Source organism: Streptacidiphilus sp. MAP12-16 (genome assembly GCF_041262165.1).
Classification (GTDB): Bacteria; Actinomycetota; Actinomycetes; order Streptomycetales; family Streptomycetaceae; genus Streptacidiphilus.
Map to the genome: position 1 here is coordinate 66,046 of NZ_JBGCBY010000033.1, position 16,098 is coordinate 82,143.

Annotated in this window: 15 protein-coding genes; 4 read left to right on the forward strand and 11 right to left on the reverse strand. The window is 70.0% G+C overall.

Annotation, left to right across the window (positions count from 1 at the left end; genetic code table 11):
• Window positions 1–22: 22 nt before the first annotated feature.
• The 5 genes from ABIA33_RS32285 to ABIA33_RS32305 form a co-directional block, all read right to left on the reverse strand.
• On the reverse strand, window positions 23–703 hold the full coding sequence (locus ABIA33_RS32285; RefSeq protein WP_370086560.1) for a hypothetical protein: 681 nt from the start codon (window positions 701–703) through the stop codon (window positions 23–25).
• Window positions 700–1,206 (reverse strand): sigma-70 family RNA polymerase sigma factor, encoded by a 507-nt coding sequence (locus ABIA33_RS32290; protein ID WP_370086562.1) that lies wholly within the window; start codon window positions 1,204–1,206, stop codon window positions 700–702. Before ABIA33_RS32290 ends, ABIA33_RS32285 begins: the two co-directional genes overlap by 4 nt.
• Before the next feature lie 197 nt (window positions 1,207–1,403).
• On the reverse strand, window positions 1,404–2,435 hold the full coding sequence (locus tag ABIA33_RS32295; RefSeq protein WP_370086565.1) for a cytochrome P450: 1,032 nt from the start codon (window positions 2,433–2,435) through the stop codon (window positions 1,404–1,406).
• 389 nt (window positions 2,436–2,824) lie between these two features.
• Window positions 2,825–3,016, reverse strand: a complete 192-nt coding sequence (locus ABIA33_RS32300) for a hypothetical protein (protein WP_370086567.1) — start codon at window positions 3,014–3,016, stop codon at window positions 2,825–2,827.
• Between the two features lie 75 nt (window positions 3,017–3,091).
• The gene (locus tag ABIA33_RS32305) at window positions 3,092–3,415 is read right to left on the reverse strand and encodes a hypothetical protein (protein WP_370086569.1); all 324 of its coding nucleotides are present in this window, start codon (window positions 3,413–3,415) and stop codon (window positions 3,092–3,094) included.
• A gap of 190 nt (window positions 3,416–3,605) precedes the next feature.
• Here ABIA33_RS32305 and ABIA33_RS32310 point away from each other — a divergent pair, with 190 nt between their 5' ends.
• Window positions 3,606–4,097 carry a DUF4240 domain-containing protein gene (locus ABIA33_RS32310; protein ID WP_370086571.1) on the forward strand — a complete coding sequence of 164 codons (492 nt, stop codon included), beginning with the start codon at window positions 3,606–3,608 and terminating at the stop codon, window positions 4,095–4,097.
• Between the two features lie 285 nt (window positions 4,098–4,382).
• Here ABIA33_RS32310 and ABIA33_RS32315 read toward each other — a convergent pair whose 3' ends face one another.
• Together ABIA33_RS32315 and ABIA33_RS32320 are read right to left on the reverse strand one after the other, a co-directional pair.
• Window positions 4,383–4,991, reverse strand: a complete 609-nt coding sequence (locus ABIA33_RS32315; RefSeq protein ID WP_370086573.1) for a hypothetical protein — start codon at window positions 4,989–4,991, stop codon at window positions 4,383–4,385.
• A 109-nt stretch (window positions 4,992–5,100) separates the two neighbouring features.
• Complete coding sequence (locus tag ABIA33_RS32320; protein WP_370086614.1) at window positions 5,101–5,922, reverse strand: SAM-dependent methyltransferase; 822 nt, start codon at window positions 5,920–5,922, stop codon at window positions 5,101–5,103.
• 849 nt (window positions 5,923–6,771) lie between these two features.
• Here ABIA33_RS32320 and ABIA33_RS32325 point away from each other — a divergent pair.
• From ABIA33_RS32325 to ABIA33_RS32335, 3 genes are read left to right on the forward strand one after another with little or no spacing between them, the layout of a single operon-like run.
• Complete coding sequence (locus tag ABIA33_RS32325) at window positions 6,772–7,713, forward strand: ABC transporter ATP-binding protein (protein ID WP_370086575.1); 942 nt, start codon at window positions 6,772–6,774, stop codon at window positions 7,711–7,713.
• A complete protein-coding gene (locus tag ABIA33_RS32330) occupies window positions 7,710–9,089 on the forward strand; it encodes an ABC transporter permease (protein ID WP_370086577.1) in 1,380 nt (459 codons plus the stop codon). The genes ABIA33_RS32325 and ABIA33_RS32330 overlap by 4 nt, the downstream gene beginning before the upstream one ends.
• Window positions 9,090–9,093: 4 nt before the next feature.
• Window positions 9,094–11,844: a bifunctional YncE family protein/alkaline phosphatase family protein gene (locus tag ABIA33_RS32335; RefSeq protein ID WP_370086579.1), complete on the forward strand. Its 2,751-nt coding sequence runs from the start codon at window positions 9,094–9,096 to the stop codon at window positions 11,842–11,844.
• Between the two features lie 114 nt (window positions 11,845–11,958).
• Here ABIA33_RS32335 and ABIA33_RS32340 read toward each other — a convergent pair whose 3' ends face one another.
• The 4 genes from ABIA33_RS32340 to solA all read right to left on the reverse strand — a co-directional run bounded on the left by ABIA33_RS32340 (window position 11,959) and on the right by solA (window position 16,081).
• Entirely contained in the window at window positions 11,959–12,591 is a 633-nt protein-coding gene (locus ABIA33_RS32340; protein WP_370086581.1) for an MBL fold metallo-hydrolase, read from the reverse strand.
• The gene (locus ABIA33_RS32345; RefSeq protein ID WP_370086584.1) at window positions 12,588–13,673 is read right to left on the reverse strand and encodes an S-(hydroxymethyl)mycothiol dehydrogenase; all 1,086 of its coding nucleotides are present in this window, start codon (window positions 13,671–13,673) and stop codon (window positions 12,588–12,590) included. Before ABIA33_RS32345 ends, ABIA33_RS32340 begins: the two co-directional genes overlap by 4 nt.
• A 96-nt stretch (window positions 13,674–13,769) precedes the next feature.
• The gene (locus ABIA33_RS32350; RefSeq protein WP_370086586.1) at window positions 13,770–14,891 is read right to left on the reverse strand and encodes an aromatic ring-hydroxylating dioxygenase subunit alpha; all 1,122 of its coding nucleotides are present in this window, start codon (window positions 14,889–14,891) and stop codon (window positions 13,770–13,772) included.
• Window positions 14,892–14,923: 32 nt separating this feature from the next.
• Entirely contained in the window at window positions 14,924–16,081 is a 1,158-nt protein-coding gene (gene solA, locus ABIA33_RS32355; protein WP_370086588.1) for an N-methyl-L-tryptophan oxidase, read from the reverse strand.
• Window positions 16,082–16,098: the final 17 nt, after the last annotated feature.

Here is a 16,098-nt window from a genome sequence, read left to right on the forward strand (position 1 = left end):
AGATCACTCGCGGGTGGGGTCGTCAGTCGTGGGTCGGCGCCTGGTTGGTGCAGTTCAGAGTGACGCCGGTCGGGACCAGGCGCTCGACGGAGCCGGGTCGGCCCCCGCTGGCCGCCAACTGGGCGGCATTGAGGTAGCCGATGAAGAGCTGCCTGCCCGCGGGCATCGCCGAGGGGGTGAACACCAGGTCGACCCTGCCGTTACTCTGCCGCTCGCCCTTCATGACCTGCGTGACTCCGGGGCCCTGGCCGTGGCTCAGGCTCGCGTCGTCGCCGGGCCCCAGGCAGAACTCGCCGACCTTGATGATCACCGGGAGCCCGGCCTTGGCCAGAGCCGCCTGGAGCCCGGCGTGGTCGCTGAAGTACTTCTCCTTGTCCCAGCTGACGTGGACCGTGCCGTCGGTCTTGGTGTCCACGCTGAACGCGACGGTGTGGATGTGCACGGCACCCGCCCCGGTGCTGTTCCCGGCAGCGGGCGGCGCGGTCGCCGGATTGCCGTAGCTGCTGACGCCGAACGCCAGCCCGGCCGCCGCCGCGGCGACGACGGAGACCTTGGCCAGGCGCTGCCGCCGGGACCGGGCCCGGCCTGCCGCGGCGATCCGCTCGACCGGCGTGTCCATGGTGACGCCGTCCATGGACTGCCGCAGGGCGCCCAGGAACTGCTCGGCCTCGATGGTGTCCTCGTTCATGCTGTGCAGGCTCATGACCTGACCTCCAGATTGTCCGTACTCACGAAGTGGCCGCGCAGGGTCGCGACGGCCCGGGCCAGATGGGCGGTGACGGTTCCGGGCGCTATCCCCAGAGCCGTGGCCGTGGCCTTGGTATCGAGGTCGAGGAAGACCCGGAACGCGATCACCTCGCGCTGCCGCTCCGGCAGGCCGCGCAGCGCGGCGAGCAGGTCGGGGTCCAGCCCGGTGTCCGGACCGCGGTCACCGGCGGCGACCTCCGGGGCGTCGGGGACGACGTCGATGGCGACCTCGCGCCGCCGTCTGCGCCACCACGACACCCGGGTGTTGAACGCGGTCCGGACCACCCAGGCGCGGGGCGCGGGGTGCCGGCGCACCACGTGCCACGACGTCCAGGCACGGGTGAACGCCTCGGCGACCAGGTCCTCGGCCAACTGCCGATCACCCACCCCGGCCAGCACCGCCCGCAGGCACACGTCCCGATTGGCCTCGTAGAACTCGCTGAACTCCAACTGCTTCACACCCCCTGAACGCTTCGGGGCCGCGATCCGCTTACCTACTCCGGCGACTGCTCCAGCGGCAGTCGTCCAAGGCGGAGTTGCAGCCAGCAGGACGGCGGGTCGTACCGGGTGGTCCAGGGTGGTCCAGGTCCAGGTCCAGGCTGAACAGCTCCCGGGCGCGGCGCAGCCGGTACTTGAGGGCGTCGGGCTGGATCCTCCTACTCACTGTCTGGCCGACCGGCAGGGCGGGTCCGACCCTGGGGCGCATCCAGGAATACGGGGAGCTGCTCCAACCCGTAGACGATCGACAGGCGGTGGAACCGTGTCTGACCTTCGCTGACCGCAAGCCGCATGCGGGGGAAGCGCTTGAGCAGCTCGGCATAGGCGATACGCAGCTCCATCCGTGCCAGTTCCGCACCGAGGCAGTGGTGGATGCCGTGTCCGAAGGCGAGATGCTGTCGGTTGCCGGAGGCGTTCCGGATCGGGGCGGGGTCCCGGTTGGCGCGCAGTAGTGAGCAGAGCACCGCGTCGCCGCGCGCCACCCGGTGTCCGCCGATGTCCGTGTCCTGCAGGGCGTACCGGGGGAACGCGGTCTGCACCACGGTCAGGTGGCGCAGGAGCTCCTCCACCACGGCATCGAGATCGCCGCCGGTGGCTCGCCGATGGAGTGACGGGTCACGCAGGAGGACGAGTGTGCCGAGAGCGATCATGCTGGCACTGGTTTCCAGGCCTCCGATCAGTACGCCGTCGGCCAGCCCGGCCAGGGTGCGGTCGTCCAGGGCTCCGCCCCGGGACACGAGCGTGCCCAGCAGGCCGTCCTGCGGTGCCTGACGCTGGTCGGCGATCATGTCCTGCAGGCAGTCGAGAGAGGTCGAGATGGCACCGAACAGCGCGTCCATACCAGCAACCAGATCGAAGCGCTCCGAGCTCAGCCGCTGGAACTCCTCGCGCCGGTGTTCGGGGACACCGAGCAACTCGCAGATGACCCGTGCAGGCACGGGCCAGGCGAACGCGGAGACCAGGTCGACGGGCTGAGGCAGCGCTGCGACGTGGTCCAACTGCTCCGCCACGATGGTCCTGATCCGGGGTTCCAACCTGCGTAGGCTGCGCATGGTGAAGTCCGGCGCGATCAGCTGCCGTAGCTGTTCGTGTATCGGCGGGTCGCTGACGCCCAGGCCCCCGAGCGCTTGTCGCCGCAGAGCAGACGGGACGTGTGCGAGGGTGCCGATATCGTTGCTGAAGGTGCCCACTGGGGCCGCGAGAACCTGTCGTACTTCCTGATCACCAGTGACCAGCCAGGCGCTCATGCCGATTGGCAGGGGGACCCGTGTGACAGGCCCGGAAGAGCGCGCGAGCGGGTCCAGCCCGTCCCGCCGGAGCTCGTCGAGAATCGTGTCCGGGAGCAGAGCGAGAGTCGAGGCGTCGAGGCCGCCGGAGCCCATCCGGCGAACGCGGCTTCGGAGCAGATACCCGCCGACACGGCGTCTCAGCTCCGTCACCAAGCCGCGCCGGCCGGTGCGTACGCGACAGAACCGCTTTGCCTCATCCACGCTCGGGCAAACGAACGACGCCGGGAACGGTTACCTCTGGTAGAGCAGACGGGCCATCCGCACTGGGCGGAGCTGCCTGCGGCGTCGCCCTACCCGCGCGTGTGGCTGGATACCGAGTGCACCGTCAGCTCGTCGTCGCTCCGGCGTCCGGGGTGGCTGGAGCGGACCGCACCCACCAGGACGGCGTCGTCCTCGGCACGCCCCTGGAGTTCGTGCGCGCCCGCAGGCGGAGGGCAGGTGCCCGCGCCCGGCCACTCGACGAAGAGGGAGCCACCGCGCACTATGACCGCGTCGAGTTCGGGACCATCGGAGCCGCCGATCGAGCTCTATCGTCCACGCCTGGACCTGTCACCGGCTCATCGACGCTTGCGACGCTTCTGAGCGGTCAGAAACAAGACGCCGAAGACTGCGGCCAGCACCGCCAGGGCTTCGGCAAGCGCGGAGACCGGTATCCCGGAGACGGTAGAAGCCAAGCCAGGGGCGAACGCAGCAGTCACGAACAGGACACCGAGATAGATAAGGATGAAGGGCTTGTCGCGAGGGCTGAGGCCCCGAGGTGGGGGACTGCCCGTCCCCCACGTGAGAATGGCAGCCGCCAGCCAAAGCAGTGGAACGACCACGACTGTGAGGCCGAGGGCGAGGACGAGGACTGCGATAGGAATGTCGACCCACAGAGGCATACCGACATTCTGCTGAGTTCCTGCCCCAATCGCCTGAGTACAGCTACTCACCTTCGGAACCCCGGGCTTGGGCAGCCCGGAGCGAGGACAGCGAGAACGGCGCCGCCGTGGTGCCGCCCGTGCCGAACTCGCCCAAGTCCAGACGTGGCCGTCCCGCGAGTTGTCAGACCCGTGCGGCACACTTCCGGGCATGGATACCAGCACCTTCTGGCGGTTGATCGAGGACAGCCGCACCGACACTGCCGACATCGAGGAACACACGGTGCGGCTCGTAGACCGCCTCGCCGCACTCGCGCCGCAGGAGATCGTCGCCTTCCACAGCGAGTACCGGCTGCACAAGGCCCGGGCGTATACGTGGCGCTTGTGGGCGGCCGGATACCTCATCAACGGCGGTTGCAGCGACGACGGCTTCGAATACTTCCGCGACTGGCTCATCGCCCAGGGCCAGCAGGTTTTCGAGCGGGCGCTGGCGGACGCGGACTCCCTTACCGACCTGGACCTGCCGCAGGACCAGGACGCCGAAGCGGAGGATCTCGGCGGCGCGGCCCAGGCGGCCTACCGCCGGCTGATCGGCATGGACATCCCCCTGGAGCACGTGGCCTCCCCCGCTGCACCAGCTGGAGAACCGTGGCGGGACGAGGACTTGGACACGCTGCTGCCCAGCCTCTCGGCCCGCTACTGACCCCGCCCCGGGTCCCCGAACCTTCCGCCAGGACATGCACCGGGAACCTTCCGCTCTACTTGCAGCGCTTCGCATCCGGCGAGCCGGTTCCACTGGATGTGGGCTTCGCGGGCATCGGACGGTTCATCCCTCGTTACGGCACTACGGACGGCCCCGGGCGGGCCAACGCGGAGCTGGCACGGGCCCGGTTGGCTCCAGAAGCAGTCCACTACGCCGCCCGCGCGCAGGAGGCTTATCCGGTGCGTCGGGGGTTTGGCACCGGTCGGCACCGTCTGAGGCGGGGCGTCAGTGGCCGCCCTGCGGCATGGTGCAGCCACCGCTGTCCGGGTAGCCGCCGAAGGCATCAGTATGGACGCGGTCGAGATCCATCCTGCCGTCGAAGCACAGCGGCGGACTACCGAGGGTGAAAGCCACGCCGGTGGGGCCGTTCTGGGTGACGAAGACCTTGTTGGCGGGATAGCCGAGGGCGACCAGGCGTTCCATCACCGCGGCGGGCGTGAAGTCGCGTTGCCTGCGCAGGGGATCGACGGCCGCGTCGATGCGGGAAGCGGCCATCCGGCCCTGGCAGCGGGCGGCGCCGTGCAGCGGGAACGGCACCTGGAAGCCGTGGTTGTCGGCGTAGTTCGGCGGAGCGTCCAGGCCGGCGGCGGGATCGGGGCGCCGCGAGCCACTGGCGACCGGGGAGGGCTTCTCGCCGGCGCAGAGCGGATCCGGTGGTATTGCGGCTGGGGTCGCCGAGACGGGCGCAGGCAGGACAGAGGGCCGTGTGGTAGCAATCCGCTGCGTGCCGCATCCGCTGACGGCAAGTACGCCGACCAGGAGGACTGGCACGGCGGCGAGCGGGACGCGGCGAAGCCGGCCGGGTCGGTGCAGTCGCAGGTGGCCGCGGATCACGCCCCGATCCTGCCCTACCCCGGGGCACCGTCGCCTGAGTATCCGTACTCATATGTTCGGCCCAGACGAAGAATCGGGCGACAGCGTCCTACTGCGCCGGCAATCAGCGCTACGGCTTGCGGGCGAGGCCGGCGTAAGCCATCACCTCGTGGTCCTCCAGCACCGGGCCGTCGTCCAGGTCGGGGTGCCAGCGGTTGATCAGCACCACGCCGGGCTCGTCCAGTTCCAAGCCGGCGAAGAACCGCTCCACCTCCGTGCGGGTGCGCAGGTGGTTCTCGATGCCTGCCTCCCGGTAGCGCCGAGAGGCGACGGCGGCCTGCTCCGGCGCGGAGTCACCAGTGCCGGCAGTCAGGGCGAGGAGACTGCCGGAGGGCAGGGCGTCCAGCAATCGTGCGACGAGCGGGCGGACTGCCTCGTCGGACAAGAAGTGCACGATGTTGATCAGAGTCAGCGCCACCGGCCGGGTCAGGTCCAGGTTGCCGCGCAGCGCTGGGTCGGCAAGGAGCTTCTCCGGGTCGCGCAGGTCGCCGTCGACGTACGCGGTGCGGCCCTCGGGCGTGCTGGTGAGCAGGGCACGCGCGTGGGCGAGCACGATCGGGTCGTTGTCCACGTACACGACCCGGGAGGCAGGGGCGATGCTCTGGGCAATCTCGTGAACGTTGGGTGCGGTGGGGATTCCGGTGCCGATGTCCAGGAACTGCCGGATGCCGTGTACCTCTGCCACGCGGCGGACCATGCGGTGCATCACGGCGCGGGCGGCGCGGGCGGAGTCGAGCGAGCCGGGCCACTCGGCGATGATTCTCTCACCCGCCTCACGGTCGGCGGCGAAGTTGGTCTTCCCGCCCAGCATGTAGTCGTAGACCCGGGCGGAGTGCGCACGGTCGGTCCGCAGGTCGACCCTCGGTATCGGGGCGTGCCGGGTCGGCTTCATCCAGGCGGGCACCTCGGACTTCTCCACCCCTCAACCTCCACGTCCGGTGTCGAAGTCAACTGAACCACAGGGGATGGTGGGACGTCAGCCCAGATCTGCGTCAAGAAGGACCGGCCCCGTCGCCTGTCCCGTGCGAGAACTCGGGTTCGAGCCGACCTGGGCCGCGACTACGGTCAATGACCCAGGCCGACGAATGGGCCCGAGTCATAGGATGCCCAGCAGGCTTGAGCTGTGGCAGCTGGGTGGCCCGTGCCGACGGGGCCACGGGCCGACCTGCATGGGATTCGACGGGTGTCCGCCGGGGTCAAGTGGCGCTACTGCGCAGGTCGCGGGCCGTGACCGGAGCCCCGCTACCGCGGTAGTGGCCCGCAGTTGGATCCACATGCCGGGTAGAGGCTGCGCCGAGGGGCGATCGGTAGAGGGCGAGGCAGTGCCCTCCCGAGCGCCTCCTGCGCGGGGGGTGCCCAGAGCTGGGCGGAACTGGGCCACCGCTCAGACTGCGCACTGACGAACCTGGACCGTCCAGATGGTGCACCTGACCGCGCCGGACGCGACCACCACCCACGCCCTCCCTCGCCCCCTGCCTGGCCGAGCAGCGGGTCCTGCACTCAACCCAGAACCGCAAGCCGGGCGGCCGACCTGGCTTTCCGCCTCACCCGCGAGCAGACGCTCGCGATGCCAAACCCCCCCTTCACCGGTCGACCCCAGGGGTGACGCTGTGTCAGCGCTGTGCGACAGGTGTCCGTTCCTGGGGAGTCAGTCGTCTGCCGTTTCGGGAGAGTTCAACCGGCTGCCCCTGACCGTGTTTTGTCAGGTCCTACGTTTCTTAAGGGTTGATGAGAGGGGACCATGGACACACAGCGTGCGGTGCGGGCTCGTGGGATAGTCAAGTGCTTCGGTGACGTGGTCGCACTCGACGGCGTCGATCTGGATCTGGCGCAGGGGCAGATCCACGGCCTGGTCGGGCCGAACGGTGCAGGCAAGACGACACTGCTCGGCCTCCTGCTCGGTCTGGCCGTTGCCGACGGCGGCAGCCTGGAGGTCCTCGGCAGGCCGGTCGGGCGGGCGCTCGCGTCCCCCCGTGGCGTCGCCGGTTTCGTGGACGGGCCCGGCCTGTACCCCTCGCTGACCGCCCGGCAGAACCTCGCCGCGCTGGCTACTCTGCGCGGCCAGGACGCGCGGACCAGGCGGATCGACGAGGTGCTCGGCGAGGTCGGGCTCACCGAGGTCGCCGACGACCGGGCCCGCGGCTTCTCCTTGGGCATGCGTCAGCGGCTCGGGCTGGCCGCGGCACTGCTCACCAACCCCCGGCTGCTGGTGCTCGATGAGCCCTCCAACGGTCTCGACCCTGCGGGCAAGAAGCATGTGCACGGCGTCCTCACGCGGCTCGCGACCGAGGGCACCACCGTCGTGCTTTCCAGCCACCGCATGGACGACCTGGAGGCGCTGTGTTCCGAGGTCACCATCCTCGCGACCGGACGGGTCCGCTTCTCCGGCCCGCTGAGCAAGTTGGCCGCCGAGAACCGTGAACTCGACTACCGGTTGCTCACCTCCGATCCGCAGGCCGCGCGCCGACTGGCCGCCGAGGCGGCCGGGGTTCGCGTCGTCGAGGACGCCGGGGTATGGCGCGGCGCCGAGGTGCTCGTCGTGCGCGCGCCGGTGCCCGCGCTCGAGCAACTGGTGGCGGGGCTGGTGAAGGCGGACATCGCGGTCCGCGAGCTCGCCCCCGTGAGCTCGCCGCTCGAGGCCGCGTTCCTCGCCCTCACCGAACAGCAGGAGGCCGACCGATGACCGTGACCGTCGCCGACAACGTTGCCGCTGCCGATGTCGACGCCGACCCCGATGCCCTCCGCGTCCCGGTGACCCGCGCCTACCGCTTCGAACTGGTCAAGCTCGTCTCACAGTGGCGGATCCGCCTTCTGGTCCTCGCCTGCTGGATCATGCCGGGACTGTTCGTCGCCGCGGTGAGCCAGCAGAGCACGCTCCCCAGCGACACCCTCTTCGGTCGCTGGATGCACGCCACGGGCTGGGCCGGACCGCTGGTGGTCCTCGGGTTCGCCGGCTCCTGGGCGCTCCCGCTGCTGACCTCGGTGGTCGCGGGCGACGTGTTCGCCGCCGAGGACCGGCTCGGCACCTGGCGACACCTGCTGGTGGCGGTCCGCTCGCTGCGGCGGATCTTCGTGGCCAAGGCACTGGCCAGCTTTACCGTCATCGCACTGCTCGTGACGGGACTGGTCGCCTCCAGCGCGGTCGGCGGGCTCGCGACGGTCGGCAATCAACCGCTGGTCGGTCTCGACGGCCACCTGCTGACGCCGTCGGACGCCGCCGGGAGCGTCCTGCTCGCGTGGGCCTGCGCGCTCGCCCCCACCCTTGCGCTCGCCGCGATCGGCCTGCTCGGCTCCGTCGTGCTGGGGCGCTCCCCGATGGGACTGCTCGTCCCCGCGCTGGTGGCGGTCGCGATGCAGCTCGCCCAGATGCTGCAGCTCCCGGTCGCCGTTCGCCTCGCCCTGCCCGGCTATGCCTTCATCGCCTGGAACGGGCTCTTCACCAGCCCGGCTCAGCTCGGCGAGCTCCTCGTCGCCATCGCGGTCAGCCTGGCGTGGGTCGTGGTCGCGACCGCCTTGGCCTACCTGCTCTTCGTGCGGCGGGACTTCACCAACGCTACTGACGACGGCATCGGGCGCCGCGCGATCCCTCGCGCGCTGCTGCCGCTGGTCGCACTGCTCGCCCTGACCTTCGGGGTCGTCGCCGTGGCCACCCCGTCCATGGGCTCCGGGATCTCCCAGGCCAAGGTGCAGCAGTCGGTCGCCACCGTGTTCGCCCACCTCTATCGCATGCAGACCGAACAGCTCAACCGTCCCGCCGTCACGGAGGCGCAGCTCCAGGTCACGGCGGCATGCGACAGGGGCGGCGGCCAGGTCGACGCGGAGGGGCCGGGCAACGACTGGCGCTGCGTCGTCACCTGGCACCTTCCCGGCACCGCGGCGCCCGGGACGGCCATCTACCAACTGGACGTCAGCTCGAACGGGCGCTTCAAGTCCGACGGTGACGGACCGAAGGAAGTGAACGGCTACTTCCTGGTGCACACCCCGACCGGGGACGCGCCGAACCCGCTGTGGCAGTTCGACGGCAATGTCGAACTGCTCACCACCTCCCCGAAGGGATGACCCCATGCAGGTAACGCGTCGTCGGCGTGTCGAGGATCAGCACTTCGTATTTCTCGGTAAGCGTGTCGGCCGCCGGGCAGCGCTGGTGACGGCATGCATCACCGCCGTCGCCCTGGCCACCGGCACCGCTGCGGCCGAGACCCACCAGTTCGGCACCGAGCACGTCGGCCAGGTCACATCCAAGGGCCAGGTCATCTCCAGCGACCAGTACATCGCCCCGTACGGCAGCCGGCTCGTCATCAACGACGGCAAGATCATGGCGTCCACGGTCAGTCCGGACGGCGGCCATCTCGCGGCCTCGGTCGCCGACGGTGACGCGGCGCTGGTCGTGGTGAACCTCAAGACCGGGCAGGTGCAGCAGCGTGTGGGTGCCTCCGCCGTGGACGACCTGCGCATCGGCAGCGGCGCTGTCGGCCAGGTGCATCCGACCTACTCGCCCGACGGCTCGCAGCTGTGGCTGGGCCAGATCGACGGCTACACCAAGTTCACGGTCAACCCGGACGGCTCGCTCTCCAACCCGACGGCCGTCTCGATACCGGCCGACGGCGCCAAGCACGCGCTGGCGGCCGCGGCGGTGTTCTCGGCCGACGGCTCCACCGTGTACTCCGCGGTCAACGGCCAGAACCGGGTGGTCGCCATCAACGCGGCGACCGGGGCCATCGAGCAGAGCTGGGCGGTGGGCAACGCCCCGCGCGGCATGGTCCAGGTCGGCCACAAGCTCTATGTCAGCAACGAGGGTGGGCGTCCGGCGAAGGCCGGCGACTCCACGCTCAACTCCTACAACACGCAGGTGCCGGCCAGCCCGGTGACCGGTGCCACCACAACCGGCACGGTGAGCGTCATCAACCTGGCGGATCAGTCCGCCGCCGTCGGCACCATCAAGGTCGGTCTGCACCCGACCGCGGTGTACGCCAAGAAGGGGGCGGTGTTCGTCACCAACACCGCCTCCAACACCGTGTCGGTCATCGACTCCACCCGCGACAAGGTCGTACAGACCATCTCCACCCAGCCCTGGCCGGAGGCCTCGGTGGGCTACGAACCCGACGCGGTGACGCTCACCGACGACGGCCACCTGCTGGTCACCCTCGGCCGCGCCAACGCGGTCGCCGTCTACCGGTACACCAGTCCGCAGGAGCCGGTCAGCTACGTCGGCCTTCTGCCCACGGACTACTTCCCCGCGGAGATCACCACCGTGGGCCAGAACGTGGTCGTCTCCAACACCCGTGGTATCGACGCCCTCCGCCCCAACAGCAGCGGCGCACACAACACCCACGACACGACATCGAGCCTGACGCAGTTCACGCTGCCCAGCGACCGTGTCATCAGGTCACAGACCGCCAAGGTCTTCCAGCAGAACGGCTGGACCCATGGCGCGGTCGTGCTGGCCGACCAGCACAAGGCGAAGCCGGTGCCGGTGCCGGCGCGGATCGGCGACCCCTCGACGATCAAGCACGTCTTCCTGATCGTCAAGGAGAACCGGACCTACGACCAGGTCTTCGGTGACATCCCGAAGGGCAACGGCGACCCCGCACTGACGCAGTTCGGCGAGAACGTGACGCCGAACCAGCACGCGCTGGCCCAGCAGTTCGGGCTCTACGACAACACCTACGACATCGGCACGAACTCCGCTGAGGGCCACAACTGGCTGATGCAGGCCGACAACCCGGCGTACACCGAGTCCTCGGCCGGTGAGTACCTGCGCAGCTACGACACCGAGGACGACGCTCTCGGCCACCAGAAGTCGGGCTTCCTGTGGACCGGTGCGCAGTCGGCCGGCAAGTCCGTGCGGGACTTCGGCGAGTTCCAGCAGTTCCTGACCAAGCCGGCCGACGCGAGCTGGCAGAACCTGTACTGCGACGCCAAGAACATGGACGCGACCGGGCAGAACACCGCCTACACCCTGAACTCGTCCTCGCCGATCCCGTCGCTCAACAGCGTCTCGGTGCCCGGTTTCCCGAAGTTCGACACCAGTGTCCCGGACCAGTACCGGTACGAGATCTGGAAGCAGAACTTCGAGAAGACCGCTCCGGCGAACCTCAACATGTTCTGGCTCTCCAGTGACCACACCGGTGGTCCCTTGAGCCCGGCCGCCCAGGTCGCCGACAACGACCTGGCCACCGGCAAGATCGTCGACCAGATCTCGCACAGCAAGTACTGGAAGGACTCGGCGATCTTCGTCGTCGAGGACGACTCCCAGGCCGGCCTCGACCACGTCGACGGCCACCGCGCCCCGATCCAGATCATCAGCCCCTGGGCGCAGCACGGTGTCGTCGACGACCACTACTACACGCAGATCACGATGATCCGCACCATCGAGCAGATCCTCGGAATCCACCCGATGAACCAGAAGGACACCGCGGCCACCCCGATGGCCGCGGCGTTCACCGACAAGCCGAACTACACGCCGTTCAGCGCGGTGCCCAACCGGACCTCGCTCACCGACGGTCTGTCCACGCCGCCCAGCTGCGGCGTGGACGTCCCGGCGCCGCAGGACCCCAGGGCGGCTCTCGTGCCGGCGACGACGAAGGCGCCGGCGGCGGAGCAGGCGATCGCCGCGCAGTGGGCCACCTGGAAGTCGCAGCAGCGGCTGACCGGTCCCAACGCGGTGCCCGACTACGCGAACCCCGCGCAGATGAACCACCTGACGTGGTACGAGACGCACAACTGGAAGACCCCGTACCCCGGCGAGACCAAGATCTACGCGCCGAACGACGTGCCCGGCGGCTACATCCCGTCCTCGGACACCGAGGGCTGACGTAGCCCGAAGCCCTCATCAGCCCTGGTCCATCGGCCCTGGTCCGGCGTCACCGCCGGCCCAGGGCCGATCCCATGAGAGCTGAGGGGATGCGGACCGGCCGCTCCGGCCGGGTCAGTGACCCCGGGTGATCCATGCGTCGAGGTCGGGGGCCTCGCTGCCGATGGTGGTGGAGTCACCGTGGCCGGTGCGGACCACCGTGTCCGTGGGCAGGGTCAGCAGCTGGTCCCGGATGGAGTCGATGATGGTCGGGAAGTGCGAGTACGAGCGGCCGGTCGCGCCGGGGCCGCCGTGGAACAGGGTGTCGCCGGAGAAGAGCGTTCCCAGTTCCGGCGAGTGGAGGCAGACCGCGCCCGGGCTGTGCCCGGGGGTGTGCAGGACCGTCAGGTCGGCGCCCGCGACGGAGATGTGGCCGCCGTGCGCCAGCTCGCCGTCGGGGGCGCGGTCCGGGTGGGTCTGCTTCCACAGCGGCAGGTCGTCCGGGTGCAGCAGGATCGGCGCGCCGGTGCGCTCGGCCAGCGCGGGCGCGGCGTCGATGTGGTCGTTGTGGGCGTGGGTGCACACGATCGCGACCACCCGCCGACCGCCCACCACCGCCGCGATGGCATCGGCGTCGTGCGCCGCGTCGATGACCACGACCTCGGTGTCGTCGCCGACGAGCCACACGTTGTTGTCGACCTGCCAGCTGCCGCCGTCCAGGTCGAAGCTGCCGGAGGTGACCAGGTGTTCGATCCGCGGCGCGGTCACAGGACCACCACCGAGCGCAGGACCTCGCCCTTGTGCATCCGGGTGAACGCCTCCTCGACATCGTCGAGCGCGATGGTCTCGGAGACGAAGGCGTCCAGGTCCAGGCGGCCCTGCAGGTAGAGGTCGATCAGCATGGGGAAGTCCCGCGAGGGCAGGCAGTCGCCGTACCAGGAGGACTTCAGCGCGCCGCCACGGCCGAAGACGTCGATCAGCGGCAGTTCCAGGGTCATGTCCGGGGTGGGCACTCCGACCAGGACCACCGTCCCGGCCAGGTCGCGGGCGTAGAAGGCCTGCTTGTAGGTCTCCGGGCGGCCGACCGCCTCGATCACCACGTCCGCGCCGTTGCCGCCGGTGAGCTCGCGGATCGCCTCGACCGGGTCGCCGTCACGGGAGTTGACGCTGTGGGTGGCGCCCAGTCGCAGTGCGGTGGCGAGCTTGCGCTCGTCGATATCCACCGCGATGACCCGGGCCGCCCCGGCCAACCGGGCGCCCATGATGGCGGCGTTGCCCACACCGCCGCAGCCGATCACGGCCACGCTGTCGCCGCGGGACACATTCCCGGTGTTCACGGCGGCGCCCAGCCCGGCCATCACCCCGCAGCCCAGCAGGCCGGCGGCGGCGGGCGACGCGGCCGGGTCGACCTTGGTGCACTGCCCGGCCGCCACCAGGGTCTTGTCCGCGAAGGCGCCGATGCCCAGGGCGGGCGAGAGCTCGGTGCCGTCCTCCAGTGTCATCTTCTGCTTGGCGTTGTGGGTGTTGAAGCAGTACTGCGGCCGTCCGCGCAGACAGGAACGGCACTGCCCGCAGACCGCGCGCCAGTTGAGGATCACGAAGTCCCCGGGTGCGACCTCGGTGACGCCCGCGCCGACGGACTCCACGAGCCCGGCGGCCTCATGCCCCAGCAGGAACGGGAAGTCGTCGTTGATGCCGCCTTCGCGGTAGTGCAGATCGGTGTGGCACACCCCGCACGCCTGCACCTTGACCACCGCCTCCCCCGGACCGGGGTCGGGCACCACGATCGTCTCGATCCGCACCGGCTCGCCCTTACCGGGGGCGATGACACCGCGTACGCGCTGCGACATGGGGAACAGCCTTTCGCTGGAGGGTGGAGCTGGATGTGGCTGGGTGGCCTGGAAACCGGCTCGTCGAGCCAAGCGTACGGAGCCGGGCCGGGCCCGTCAGCCGCGGAGCCTGTCGGTGACCCACTCGTGGAATTCCCCGATGTGGTGCTCGCTCGGCACCAGGACACCGCCGGCCCGGTAGGCGCGCGAGTCCATGCCGGGCTGGCAGCGCTCGCAGGCGTCGAAGTCCTGCACGTTGACCCGGTGGAACAGTTCCACCGAGCGGGAGACGTCACGGCCCGCGTCGACGACGTCCTTGACGAACAGCCAGTCGCACTCGACGACCGTGAGGTCGGCGGCGAGCGGGAACATCCGGTGCACGATGACGTGGTCGGGCACCAGGTTGACGAAGACCTGCGGCTTGATGGTGATCGCGTAGTACTTGCGGTCCTGGTCGTCGGAGACGGTCGGGATCCGCTCCACGCCCGCACTGCCGTCCACCGTGAATCCCTCGACCTCGCCGGCGAACTCCGCACCGTGCCCGACGTAGTACTGGGCCGCATAACCGCCGGCGAACTCGGGCAGCACCTCGGTCAGCTCGGGGTGGATGGTCGCGCAGTGGTAGCACTCCATGAAGTTCTCGATGATCAGCTTCCAGTTGGCGCGCACCTCGTAGCGGATCCGGCGGCCGACCGAGAGTTCGTCGATCTGGTAGCGGTCGATGGCCCCCGGGTCGCCGAGCCGCTCGGTCGCTGCCGCGACCACGTCCGCCTCGAACGAGGGCGGCTCCTCGGCGAGGCACACCCACACGTAGCCGAGCCACTCGCGCACGTGCACCGGGATCAGCCCGTACGTGGTGCGGTCGACGTCCGGCATGCTGGTCAGGTTGGGCGCGGCGACCAGCTTGCCGTCCAGGCCGTAGGTCCAGGCGTGGTACGGGCACTGGAAGGCGCGCTTGACCTCGCCGGTCTCCTCGGTGCACAGCCGCGCCCCGCGGTGCCGGCAGATGTTGAGGAACGCCTTGACGCTGTTGTCGCGGGAGCGGGTGACCAGCACGCTCTCCCGGCCGACCTGCACCGTGCGGAAGCTGCCCGGCTTGGCCAGGTCGCCCGCGCGGACGGCGCAGAACCACATCTGCTCAAAGATCTTCTCCTGTTCCACCGCGAAGATCTGCGGGTCGGTGTAGGAGGAGCCGGGGAGTGTGGGGATCAGGCTCGGCGGGAGCTCGGTCGCGGTCACGGCGGTGTGCCTTTCGTGAGGAGAACGCACGGCTAGAGAAGGCTCGGCTGGAGCCGGCGCGGGTCGAACAGCGCGATGGGGTGGTCGGTGGCGCCGTCCACGGCCAGGTCGGCGAGGATCTCGCCGACCACCGGCACGAACTTGAAGCCGTGGCCGGAGAAGCCGCAGGCGACGGTCACCTGCTGGTGCGCGGGGTGGGTGGCGATGACGAAGTGCTCGTCGGCGGTGTTGGTGTACATGCAGGTGGCGGCCTTGACCAGGCGCCCGGGCAGGGTCGGCAGGCGCGGGCTCAGGTGCCTGGAGATGCGCTCGACCTCCTCGGGCCGGACCTGTCGGTCGATGGTCTCCGGGGTGCACGCGGCGCCGCCCCGGAACAGGGCGACCTTGGCGCCGCCGTCCGGGCCGTCGATCGCGGGAAAGCCGTAGAACTGGGCGCCGCCGTCCATCTCCCAGATGTAGACGGGGTGGCGCTCGGGCCGGTAGGGCTCGACCCCGCCGTCGGGGGCGAACCAGTACATGACCTGGCGTTCGATGGTGAACTCCACGCCCAGGTCGGTGAGCAGCTGCGGCGCCCAGGCTCCGGGGCAGACCACGAGCCGGTCGGCGGTGTAGACGCCTTCGGAGGTCGTGACGCGAACGCCGCTGCCGGAGGGGTTCGCCGTCCAGCCGGTGACGGTCTCCTCGAAGTGCAGCGTGGCGCCGGCCCTCGCCGCCAGGTAGAGGTGGGCCAGCACGCTGGCCTCGGGCCGGACGAATCCGGCCTTGGCCTCGTAGAAGGCCACCTCGTCGGCGGCGGGGTGGAGGGTGGGGAAACGTCGGCGGATCTCGCCGGCGTCCAGGACCTCGTGGTCCAGGCCCCACTGGCCGGCGCTGCGCAGACTGCCGGAGACGGCGAGGCTGTCCGGCCGGCCGACCATCACACCGCCGGTCAGGGTGGCGATGGTGCGCCCGGAGTCGCGCTCGATCTGCTCCCAGAGCTCGTAGGAGCGCAGCAGCAGGGGTACGTACGCCGGGTCCTCGAAGTAGGCCTGACGGGTGATCCGGGATCCGCCGTGGCTGGAGCCGCGATTGTGCCCGGGTGAGAACTTCTCCAGGCCGAGGACGCGCTGCCCGCGCTCGGCGAGGCGGTATGCGGCGGCGCTGCCCATGCCGCCGAGGCCCACCACGATGACGTCGTACGAGGAGGTCATGAGGTCTCCGGGGTCGA

What these genes read in the sequence shown, in the direction of transcription:
- ABIA33_RS32285 (WP_370086560.1), bottom strand. Translation starts at nt 703, where the DNA reads ATGAGCCTGCACAGCATGAACGAGGACACCATCGAGGCCGAGCAGTTC.
- ABIA33_RS32305 (WP_370086569.1), bottom strand. Translation starts at nt 3,415, where the DNA reads ATGCCTCTGTGGGTCGACATTCCTATCGCAGTCCTCGTCCTCGCCCTC.
- ABIA33_RS32310 (WP_370086571.1), top strand. Translation starts at nt 3,606, where the DNA reads ATGGATACCAGCACCTTCTGGCGGTTGATCGAGGACAGCCGCACCGAC.
- ABIA33_RS32320 (WP_370086614.1), bottom strand. Translation starts at nt 5,922, where the DNA reads ATGAAGCCGACCCGGCACGCCCCGATACCGAGGGTCGACCTGCGGACC.
- ABIA33_RS32325 (WP_370086575.1), top strand. Translation starts at nt 6,772, where the DNA reads ATGGACACACAGCGTGCGGTGCGGGCTCGTGGGATAGTCAAGTGCTTC.
- ABIA33_RS32330 (WP_370086577.1), top strand. Translation starts at nt 7,710, where the DNA reads ATGACCGTGACCGTCGCCGACAACGTTGCCGCTGCCGATGTCGACGCC.
- ABIA33_RS32335 (WP_370086579.1), top strand. Translation starts at nt 9,094, where the DNA reads ATGCAGGTAACGCGTCGTCGGCGTGTCGAGGATCAGCACTTCGTATTT.
- ABIA33_RS32345 (WP_370086584.1), bottom strand. Translation starts at nt 13,673, where the DNA reads ATGTCGCAGCGCGTACGCGGTGTCATCGCCCCCGGTAAGGGCGAGCCG.
- solA (WP_370086588.1), bottom strand. Translation starts at nt 16,081, where the DNA reads ATGACCTCCTCGTACGACGTCATCGTGGTGGGCCTCGGCGGCATGGGC.